Raw genomic sequence first — 10472 nt, 5'->3', positions numbered from 1 at the left:
CGCCATCGGATGTTATTTCTGACTTGAAGGGAAATCAAGCAGTATTAAATGGGATAAGCGGATGCGTGGCTATGAGAGGCCTCACATCGGAGGAGGTCCGCCAGGAGATCAGAGACGGCCACGTGAATAACGTAGAGGAGAAGACTGGCAGAACCTACGCGGATATTCTCGCCAAGAATACGCTCACGCCATACAACATCATCCTCTTCGTTATCGGCGCATTGTTTCTTTTTCTAGGCAACCTGCTGAATGCCGTCGCCGCCACAGGAATCATCGCGGTCAACATTCTCATATCCACCGTCCAAGAGATGCGTGCTAAGCGCAGGCTGGACAAGATCGCACTTCTCACGCGCCCGAAAGCCATAGCGGTCCGCGACGGCGAGGAGACGGAGATACAGCAGTCAGAGATCGTACGCAACGATGTGATTGTGCTTCGCGCAGGCGAGCAGGCTTTGGTGGATGGCGAAGTCTTGGAATGTTCGTCGCTGGAAATCGATGAATCGCTTCTGACAGGCGAATCCAGCACCGTCAGGAAGGAGCCGGGCGACAAGATCTATTCGGGATCCGTCTGCATCGCCGGTGAAGGATATTACAGGGTCACCGCTTTCGGGTATGATTCCTATGCCTCAGAAATACTGAGAAGCGCACGCAAGATGACCTCGAAAAAGACTCCCCTCCAGATGGAGACTTCTTCGATCACCAGCATCCTCATGGGGATAGCCATGGTGCTGATACTGATATCTCTTGTCTGTGAGTTTCTCATAAGATATAATTCCTGGGAGCATACCTTGGAGGTCTTCGCTATCTGCCTTGACGTGGTTCCAATCGCACTTTTCCTGCTAATAACGCTCACTTACATGGTGGCAGCGGTCAGGATGGCCGATTCCGGCGTGCTTCTCCAGAGCTCCAATTCAGTGGAATCCCTGAGCCACGTAGATACGGTCTGCATGGACAAGACCGGAACGATAACCACCAACAAGCTGAGGTTCGAATCCGCACGTTATTTCATGGAAGAATCCGAGGCGGACCGTCTCGCATCAATGTTCGCCACCGCCACCGGAAGCAAGAACAAGACTGTGGGTGTGCTCCTTGAGAAATACGGCGAGACTCCATGCGAGCTCCTGGAAGAGATACAGTTCACATCCAAAAGGAAGTTCAGCGCCGTTAAGATCTCAGACGGCGGCAAAGAGCATTCCCTTTATATGGGGGCCTGGAACGTCATCGGCCCGCATTGCTCCGAAGCGGAATCTATCTCGCAGATCATTTCGGAGGAATCCAAGAGAGGTCTGCGCACCGTGGTTCTCTGCGAAGGCGACGGCACCTTGTCCGAGGGAGAGGAGCCCAGGATTCCCGATCTGAGGCCGGTCATGATGGTTTCCATCAGGGATGAGATAAGATCCAATTGCAGAGAGACCATTCAAGTGTTCCTGGACAACGGGATGGACCTGAAGGTGATATCCGGGGATGATCCTGCGACCGTGGATGCAATGTTCTCTCTCGCCGACATTCCTGGCACCAGAAAGCTCATCACCGGCGCGGAGCTCGATGCGATGCCTGAATCCGAGAGGGACAAAGCCATTCTCGAGTCCAACATCTTCGGGAGGATGAAGCCCGATGACAAGGAATACGTCATAAGCTCTCTGAAACGCAACGGCCGCTATGTCGCCATGATCGGCGATGGCGTCAACGACGTCAGGTCCATCAAATCCGCTCAGGTCGGGGTGTCTTTGGAGAGCGGATCCAACGCCGCCAAAGGCGTATCCGACATGATCCTTTTGGGAGACGATTTCTCTGCCCTTCCAAAGGCTCTGGTGGAAGGCCGCAAGACGGTCTCCGGCATGAGGGACATATTGAAGCTTTACCTGACGAGGAATTTCGCTCTCGCGCTGATGATTTTCATCATCTATCTGGCGATCGGGTCCATACCGATGAAGCTCATCCAGAACACTTTCTACGCGTTCATCTCAGTGGCGATTCTGGCGTTCTTCATGACCCTCTTCTCCAAGCCCGAAGTGAACAGGAATCTGATTCTGCCGGGCGTTCTCAAATTCGCGGTGCCATCGTCGATAATCATCGTCTCGTTCGGATTGCTCGTCTATGCCGCAACCTGGATAGCTGTCGGCAGAGGATTGCTGGTTCCAGACTTCGAATGGATGGCTTCAGTCGGCGGATTCGATACTGCGGAGGCTGTGATCGAGCATCTCTCCTGGTCAGGCTTCGGAGTCGAGGAGATCTGCGCCAGATCCAATCTGGTTCTGTTCGTGACTCTGGCTGGCCTCGGGCAGATAATGATGGTGAGTCCGTACTGCAAATTCATGTCGATTGACGGCAAAACGAACAAGAGTTTGGTGCCATGGGTAATCCTGGGTCTGATCGCGCTTCTGCTGACCGCGGGGTTCGCGTTCTTCCCATGGGTCATGATAAACATCGTGAATTTCGCTGTATTCGAGCCGAAGGTCTATGCGATCCTGGGAGCGGCGGTGGTGGTCTGGTTCATCGTCGAGAGGACGCTTCTCAAGCACGGGTTCCTCAGCGGAATCGCTTCCTGGTTCGAATCGAAATACATGAAAAAGCTTGAGAAGGAATACGCTAAAGGGGATGTCAAAGAGGAACGATCCTCAATCCGGTGATTCGTATGGGTTTGCTGTTCGGAAGGAAAAAAGCGATCGACTACAGCGAGGATTTCTATTGCGATTATTTCTCCGGCGGAGGGATGGACGGCGGAAGGGATTTCGTCTCTCTGACAAGAGATAAAGGCAAGGCTCCTATTCTTGAGTATTCCATCATCCGCTTTATGGGTGACGAGCCCAAGGAAGGGAAGAAGGAAGTCCCCGAGGAAGCGGTCAGAAGGATATGCGAGATATACGGAACCTGCGGGATAGCCGAATTGGGGGAGCTGAAGCGCACCGATCTTTTTGCGCTGGATGCGCCCAGAGAATGCGTTAATTTCAGCATAGGGGGGACAAGCCGCAGCATAGACTGCTAGGACGAGCTCCCCAAAAGGGCTCAGGGCATCATCGGGGCGGTTTGCGGCATTCTCCACGAATATATTTAAGCGAAAATACACATTCGATTGCGGTAATTCTATGGGCTTATTCGATAACATCAAGAAAAGCGCCGAGAATCTGAAGCAACCTCAGAAAAGCTCGAACAAAACCGTTGACGTAGTTTTCAGCAAGCTTCCGGATACTCTGGAGGAGTTCAAGGCCCTTCCGCAGGCTTCATTGTCGAACCCGTTCGATGCGGCGGCTATGACCGTTCTCGCCTTCTGCTTCTATCCTCAGGACAAGGATCTGTGCCTGTCCATGATCCAGTATTTGAAGGGACCGCGCGAAATGACCCCCACCGAGAAGCAGTTCATAAAGGACCGCTTCATGGATCAGGATTACGTTCCGAGGTCCTATTTCAAGGGCGCCGTGCCTGAAAACGATTACGTTCCCAGCGAGCCCTTCACTGTAAGCGTCAGCGAGGATCCTTACACATATGACAATGAAGGCTATGCATACGTGGTTCTGAGGTCCGGCGGCGCCGACAGCCCCAGGAAGATAATGCTCAGGCTGGCCAAAGACGGCAAATGGTATCTCTGGGAGCAATACATCCTCGTAGGAATCCGCCCGCCGGAGAGCACCAACCCTTGGGCATAAGGGATCTTTCGGGATCCCGGGAACCCATTTTTTATCGGGACGATCGCCTCTCTATGCGGAATGATGTGCAGGTGGCAGAGGCGATCAGCTTCCCTTCTTCGGAGAACGCGCGGACGTCGAAGATTCCGAAGGAGCGGGACCTGTTGATGGGAATCGCCACGGCGGTGAGCTTCCCTGACGCAGGCCTGTAGAATTTGACTTCCGTGCTTTGGCCGGTCGCGTCGTACATCAGATTGCTGGCTATGGCGAAGGCGTGATCGATCAGCGCATATATGGCCGCTCCGTGGCCTCTGCCCATGCTGTTCATCATTTCGGGTCTCAGCTCCATCTCGCATACGATTCTGTCCAAGCTGACGGAGACGATTTCGACCCCCATCTCGCGGGCGAATGGGGCGCCATACATGTCCATCACCCTGTCCGCGTATTGTTTGGTGTCTTCCGACAGCTTAGTCAAAAGCTCTTCCCTGTCCATGGAGACCCGATTTGGGCGGATTAATTAAAATGTTCGCGGAAATTGCTCTCGAAACATTAAAAATCATGATGCGATAGCCTTTCGATGTCCGAGACGATCAGCGTCACACAGCTGAACAACCGCGTAAAGACGCTAATGAAGCACGGCAGCGTCAACGATCTGTGGGTTTCCGGAGAGATTTCCGGCCTCAAGAAGTACGCTTCTGGACATTATTATTTCACGATCAAGGACGATAAAAGCTCGGTTTCCGCGGTTCTTTTCGCCGGCAACAGAAAGAACATGTCGTTCGAGCCCAAAGACGGGGACAAAATCGAGGCTTTCGGAAGCGCAGATCTGTACAGCCAGACCGGAAAATACCAGTTCATGGTTTCGACCATGAGGCATTCGGGCGTCGGGGAACTGTACATCAAATTCGAGGAGCTCAAGGAGAGGCTGAAGGCCGAGGGGCTGTTCGACGAATCCCGCAAGCGCCCTCTGCCGAAGTATCCGCGCAGGATCGGTGTCGTAACTTCTCAGAGCGGCGCCGTCATCCATGACATAATCACCACATCAGCATCCAGATTCCCGGCGGACATCTATCTCGCGCCTTCGCAGGTCCAAGGGGATGGGGCAGCGAAGACTATAGTGGCAGGGATAGAGCTTCTCAACCGCTACGGAGTGGACGTGATAATCGTCGCCAGAGGCGGGGGATCGCTGGAAGATCTTTGGTGCTTCAACGAAGAGATAGTAGCGAGGGCAATCGTCGCATCCAAGATTCCTGTTGTCTCGGCGGTAGGCCACGAAACGGATTTCACGATATCGGATTTCGTCTCCGACCTTCGCGCTCCCACGCCGACAGGAGCTGCCGCCCTGATTCTGAGGGACAGGTCCGAGACAGCTTCAGACGTCGATTCGCTGATGTCCCGCGCTGGGAGATCGCTGGAGACCGCCCACAACATGATGGCGAGCCGTTTCGAGATCCTTTCCGCGAAGCTATCGCCGGAGCATGCTCTCGACGACATGTACATGAGAGTCATGAATCTCGACGATTTGGCCGGTCGGGCCGACAGATCTATGCAGAACGTTATCGCCCAAGGGGAGCTGCGCTTGGAGAGGCTCATGAACCGTGCTTCGATAGGCCGTTCCGCCGATTCATTGGAGCATAAATCTGTTAGATTGGAAGAGCTGTCTCTCAGGGCTGCGAGGGCGCTATCCTCAGCCTCAGACGCCGCATCCGCGCGCCTGCTGGTGGCGGAATCCAGAATATCGCCGGAGAAAATCAGATCGGATATGAGGATCAAAGAGCTCAGGGTGGAATCCGCGTTCTCTAAGATATCGTCTATCGCATCCGAGAATTCTAAATCGTGCGGGCTGCGTTTCTCGGCGATCGGAAGCAGGCCCGATGCGGCCATGAACAACATAGTTGGCAGAGCGACATCGTACGTCGACGCTCTGTCCAGGAATCTCGAGGGCCTCAACCCCCTAAACATCCTCGGGAGGGGATACGGGCTCATCACATCGGACGATGGCAGCGTAATAACCTCATTGGCATCGATGCCTGACAGCGGCACGATCGGAATACGCATGAGGGACGGGACGGCCAAAGCCGAGATCAAAAGCAAGGAGCTGAAAGAATGAACGGCGAAGAAAGCGAGAAGTATGCAGAAGAAGTCGGGAAGATGTCTTTCGAAGAGAGCATCTCGCAGCTGGAGAAGCTGGTGGAGAAGCTCGAGACTGGCGGCACCGACTTGGACGAGAGCCTTGAGATCTACGAGAGAGCGGTGATACTCAGGAACCATTGCAAGTCGGTCCTTGACGACGGGCAAAGAAGGATCAAGAAGATACTCGAGACCTCCGGTGGCATAACCGAGACGGATTTCGAATGACCCAGCATTCGCAGCATATTCTGATCGATCGGAGCGGATGCATAGGCTGCGGCCTTTGCGCTTCCGTCTGCATAAGAGGGAACATAAAGGTTTCCTGCGGCAAAGCGGAGGAAAGCAACGGCGGACCCTACGAATGCTTCGAATGCGGGCATTGCGCATCCGTTTGCCCCAAAGGCGCCATATCTCTCAGATCCGGCGGGGATATGCGCGAGTACGATCCGAAGGAGTCGGTGATCTCTCCATCGCAGATGAGGGATTTCATCGAGAGACGCCGCTCCTGCAGATGGTTCAGAGAAGGCCCGGTTCCTGATGATGACATGGATGCCATCCTTTCAGTGGCGGCCCACGCTCCCACGGCGGAGAATTCCCAATCCGTGGAGATAGCCGTGATAAACAGGCGCTTCGACGATTTCATGCGCCATATCAGGGCTATTCTTGAGGTCAGAAAAGGATTCCACCCACGCATAGACCAGTTCTGCGAATACGTGGACGAGGGCATGGCCGGCAGGAACAACCCGTTCACATGGGAGAGCAGGGAGATCATACTCGTATTCTCTGCCGTAGACATCGATGCCGCCATAGCTATGGGCAGAATCGAGGCGATGGCTTACGCAATGGGATACGGGGGTTTCTACTCCAGATGGATCCAGCTGGCAGACCAGACCGATCATGGCGCTCTGATGTCTTTCTTCCCTGATATTCCGAGGGATATGCGCATGAACGCGGCTTTCGCAATCGGAAAGCCTAGGATATCATTCAGGCGCACGGTCCCCCGCAGACATCGCGCTGTCCATCGCTATCGATCAGGGATCGGTGAGCTCTTCCATTATGCCCTCGACCTCGCCGCTGAGGGCATCCAACTTCTCTTTCATTTCGTCGTCGGCATCCCAGAGCTTTCTGTATACGGCCTCTTCCAAGCGGTTGAGCATGTTAATCATCGCGTACGGGTTCTCTTTGAGGATCCATTCCCTGGTCTCCTTGTCGAGAACGTATTTTTCGGCCAGCGATTCGTACATCCAGCCTTCTATGACGTCCGATGTGGCGCTCCATCCCATCACGTAGTCGAAGAGCTGGGAAATCTCCAGCGCGCCTTTGAACCCATGTCTTTTCAGCCCGTTCAGCCATTTCGGATTGTTTATCTTGCTGCGGAAGACGAAAGCGCATTCCTCCTTCAGTGTGCGGGCTTTCAGGTTCTCAGTGTCCGAGGAATCACCCATGAACGCTTCCGCGCTTCCTCCGGAGGCTTTGACGGCTGCGATCATCCCGCCCAGGAAATCGTAGTCATCGTCCATGTCGAAGAGGTCGTTCTCTCTGTTGTTATGGTTCTTGACCGCCACGTCCAGCGACCCCATCCTTTTCCTGAACTGCTTCGCCATCGCTTTTCCGTCGTAGCCTTTCCCATATCCGTAGCATCCGTGGGCGATGTACGATTCGCCGAGGTCTTCGGCGGTCTTCCATTTTCCGTTGGTGATCAGAGTGTTGACCCCGCATCCGTATTGCCCGGGAGCGTCTCCGAACACGCGTATCTGAGCGTCTCTTCTGGCCTCATCTTCCGGGATGCCCGAGAGCACCGCCTCGAGGACGTCCTTCCTCAGGTTGGCCGCCATGGCGTTCTCCTCGTCGGACTCGTCGAGGTTGGCTATGGTTCTGGCACCCTCGTCTATCATCGCGACGAGGTTCGGGAACGCATCGCGGAACAGGCCGCTGATCCTCAGGGTCACGTCCACTCTGGGGCGCCCCAATTCCTCCAGGGGTACAACTTCCAATCCCATGACGCGCCCTCCGTATTCGGACCATACCGGGCGCAGACCCATCAGCCAGAGCACATAGGATATGTCGTCGCCCCCGGTGCGCATGGTGTCGGTGGCCCATACGACGACCCCCACCGATCTGGGATAGGCGCCGTTGGATTCCACGTATTTCTCGGCCATCTGATCGGCCATCCTGCGCCCTATCTCCCAGCTGGAGCTCCAAGGGATCCCATCCGGATCGATGGAATAGAAATTGCGGCCGGACGGAAGGATTCTGGCCCTTCCGCGCGTTGGGCATCCGGAAGGCCCGGGACGGACGTATCTGCCCTCCAGCGCATCCAATATGCTGCGGATCTCATCCTTGGTATCTTTGATCGCGGGGATGATGAACCCGCGCACGAACTCGGCCGTTTCGGAAGATGCCTCTCCCAAATCGCAAGGCTTGCCGCCGACGATATCCCCGATTGCGGAACGGCATCTCGCGTCTATTTCGTCGACTATCTCTCCGTTCAGCCGGCCGTCTGTGATTCCAGAGGGGTTCTGGAGGAGGGCCTGGAATTCGTAGCCCATATCGTGCGCCATGGCGTTCCTGATCGAGGGAACGCCGCCGTTCGCGTTCCTGACCATGCTGTAAACCGATTCTTCGAGGAGCTCTCCTTCCGGAGCTTTGCCCAGGATGTGGAGCCCGTCCGCAATGAGGGCGTCCTTGATCTCCACGACATAATCGTAGATGTCCCCGGCTTTCCTGCCGATCTCGTCTGGATCGTCAGGGAGGTTGAGATCGGAATTCAGAGACAGCTTCCTGACGATCTCGGCGATCTTGGCATCAGTCTCTTTCACGCTCTCAGACATGTCGGTGGCGGTCGCCTTCATCCTCAGCTGAAGGACGGATTCCAGCTCGGCTATCTCATCGTATTCCTCGGCCCTGGTCATCGCAGGTATCATGTGCGTGACTACCGCCGCATACCCTCTGCGCTTGGCCTGCATCCCTTCTCCGGGGTTGTCGATGATGTACGGATAGATGTCTGGGAGGGCTTCGAGCACCGCGTCGGGGAAGCATTCGCGTGACAGCCCCACGCTCTTTCCCGGGAGCCATTCCTGGGTTCCGTGGGTGCCGACGTGTATGACCGCATCCGCCCCGAACGTATGTCTGAGCCATCTGTAGAATCCCAGATATTGGTGGGGCGGAGCGGAGTCTGGATCGTGATAGCTTTCAGAATCGCATTTACCGCGGTCCGGCTGGAATCCTACGAAGACGTTCCCGTCTATGAATCCTGGTATCAGCATTTCGTCGCCGATCGTATGCACGTCTCCGGGGGCCTTTCCCCAAGAGCTCTCAAGCTTCTCCCTTATGGAATCCGGCTCTCTCGAAAGCCATCTCTCATAATCGGATGCCGGGATCCTGTCGGCAGATCTGGATTCGATCTCCTCATCGGACAGCCATGATGTATCGTTGGTTATCCCGGATATGAGACGGTCGGTCAATTCCCTGCCGTTCTCCGGTATCCAGTCGAGATAATAGCCAGCGGCAGACAGGGACTTCAGAAGCTCAGCCACGCTTTCTAAGGTGTCCAATCCGGAGGCTCCGCCGGCAAGGTCGTTCCGCGGAGGATACATGTAAAGCAGAATCGCCACTTTCTTCTCGGAATTGTTTTTTCTGCCCAGCTGAGCCCACAGATAAGCCATGTCGGCGACCATGCTGCATCTCTCTTCAATGGGATGGTATCTGCGGCTGCCGTCTTCCTCAACCTCATAGCCCGCGATAGGCACCGAGATGATCTGGCCGTCGTATTCCGTGCTTACGACGTTCCCGGCGATCTCAGAGCTGGTGAACCCATAGGGGCTTGATCTCCACTTCTCCTCTGTGCCATACAGATGGGTCGCCTGGATGATCGGAATGCCAAGCCTCTCGAACATGTTGTCGTCGCACTTCTGCTCGAAAGCGTCCGCCTTCGGCCTCAGTGTCTGCGAGAAACCCATGGTCTGTATCGCGCAATCGACGGCCGGCTTCCCGTCTTTTATCAGATATCTGTCAATCAGGGCGCCTATTCCCATCGCTCCGATGTCATCGTCCGGATAGGTTCCCGTGAAGATCCCGATGGCATCAGCGCCGCGTTCCCTGAGCGCCTTTATCATTCCGTCGGGGCCGCCGCAATTGTTCGAGACCCAGAATCTTTGGTGGAAGAAGACGCATATCTTAGGTTTGGAGCCGTCCAAAGATGCGATCGCCTCGTCTATCGGGATGTAATGCCTCTCAGGGAGGTATGCGCCTTGGGCAGGCGGGATCTCGGGCTCCGGAAGCGCCGCATCCGCTCCTCCGAACTTGTTCAGAGCCCAAAGAAGAGCGGCCCTGTAATTGTTTTCTCCCCCTGGGACAACGTACCTTATCAGAAGCGCGAAATCATCGTCCGAGCCGGTGAATAGGCGGCGGTATTCGTTGGTAACGCGCCCTTCGCTGTCGCAGACCAGAAACGCGCAGATTCCGTTTTTGGTCAGCTCCTTCTCCAGCACCGGGAATTTTTTGAAATAAGTGACGTCCCCGTGGACCCTGATGAAGACCATGCCGCTTTCGCGAACATCGCCGAGTATTTTCCTGCTGAACAATACGTCCGCATCCATGTCGCAGGAATCTGCTCCCACGACCTCGACATCGTATCCTTCTTCGCGCAGCCTGATCGCGGCGCCATCGAAATCGTGCCCATGATTGGCTCCTATGGAAATGCTCACTATCTTCATGGTA

Annotated in this window: 7 protein-coding genes and 2 pseudogenes; 7 read left to right on the top strand and 2 right to left on the bottom strand. The window is 55.2% G+C overall.

From position 1 onward, the window contains the following. Positions 1–71 precede the first annotated feature (71 nt). The 3 genes from IKP20_06235 (at position 72) to IKP20_06225 (ending at position 3644) form a co-directional block, all read left to right on the top strand. The gene (locus IKP20_06235; protein MBR4504550.1) at positions 72–2630 is read left to right on the top strand and encodes an HAD-IC family P-type ATPase; all 2559 of its coding nucleotides are present in this window, start codon (positions 72–74) and stop codon (positions 2628–2630) included. 5 nt (positions 2631–2635) lie between these two features. Further along, positions 2636–2986: a hypothetical protein gene (locus IKP20_06230; GenBank protein MBR4504549.1), complete on the top strand. Its 351-nt coding sequence runs from the start codon at positions 2636–2638 to the stop codon at positions 2984–2986. Between the two features lie 100 nt (positions 2987–3086). After that, positions 3087–3644 (top strand): hypothetical protein, encoded by a 558-nt coding sequence (locus IKP20_06225; GenBank protein ID MBR4504548.1) that lies wholly within the window; start codon positions 3087–3089, stop codon positions 3642–3644. Between the two features lie 31 nt (positions 3645–3675). Here IKP20_06225 and IKP20_06220 read toward each other — a convergent pair whose 3' ends face one another. Further along, positions 3676–4116: a PaaI family thioesterase gene (locus tag IKP20_06220; GenBank protein MBR4504547.1), complete on the bottom strand. Its 441-nt coding sequence runs from the start codon at positions 4114–4116 to the stop codon at positions 3676–3678. A gap of 84 nt (positions 4117–4200) precedes the next feature. Here IKP20_06220 and xseA point away from each other — a divergent pair, with 84 nt between their 5' ends. The 4 genes and pseudogenes from xseA (at position 4201) to IKP20_06200 (ending at position 6721) form a co-directional block, all read left to right on the top strand. Next, positions 4201–5733 carry an exodeoxyribonuclease VII large subunit gene (xseA, locus tag IKP20_06215; protein MBR4504546.1) on the top strand — a complete coding sequence of 511 codons (1533 nt, stop codon included), beginning with the start codon at positions 4201–4203 and terminating at the stop codon, positions 5731–5733. Next, on the top strand, positions 5730–5981 hold the full coding sequence (locus IKP20_06210) for an exodeoxyribonuclease VII small subunit (GenBank protein ID MBR4504545.1): 252 nt from the start codon (positions 5730–5732) through the stop codon (positions 5979–5981). Before xseA ends, IKP20_06210 begins: the two co-directional genes overlap by 4 nt. Next, positions 5978–6151 (top strand): annotated as a pseudogene (locus tag IKP20_06205) (4Fe-4S dicluster domain-containing protein). Before IKP20_06210 ends, IKP20_06205 begins: the two are co-directional and overlap by 4 nt. A gap of 33 nt (positions 6152–6184) precedes the next feature. Beyond that, positions 6185–6721, top strand: a pseudogene (locus tag IKP20_06200) (nitroreductase family protein). Positions 6722–6784: 63 nt separating this feature from the next. Here IKP20_06200 and cobN read toward each other — a convergent pair. Continuing rightward, positions 6785–10468: a cobaltochelatase subunit CobN gene (gene cobN / locus IKP20_06195; GenBank protein MBR4504544.1), complete on the bottom strand. Its 3684-nt coding sequence runs from the start codon at positions 10466–10468 to the stop codon at positions 6785–6787. Positions 10469–10472: the final 4 nt, after the last annotated feature.

The sequence above is a fragment of the Candidatus Methanomethylophilaceae archaeon genome, from assembly GCA_017524805.1.
Classification (GTDB): Archaea; Thermoplasmatota; Thermoplasmata; order Methanomassiliicoccales; family Methanomethylophilaceae; genus Methanoprimaticola.
Note: the sequence above shows the minus strand (reverse complement) of the source record. Positions and strands in the feature narration are given on the sequence as shown.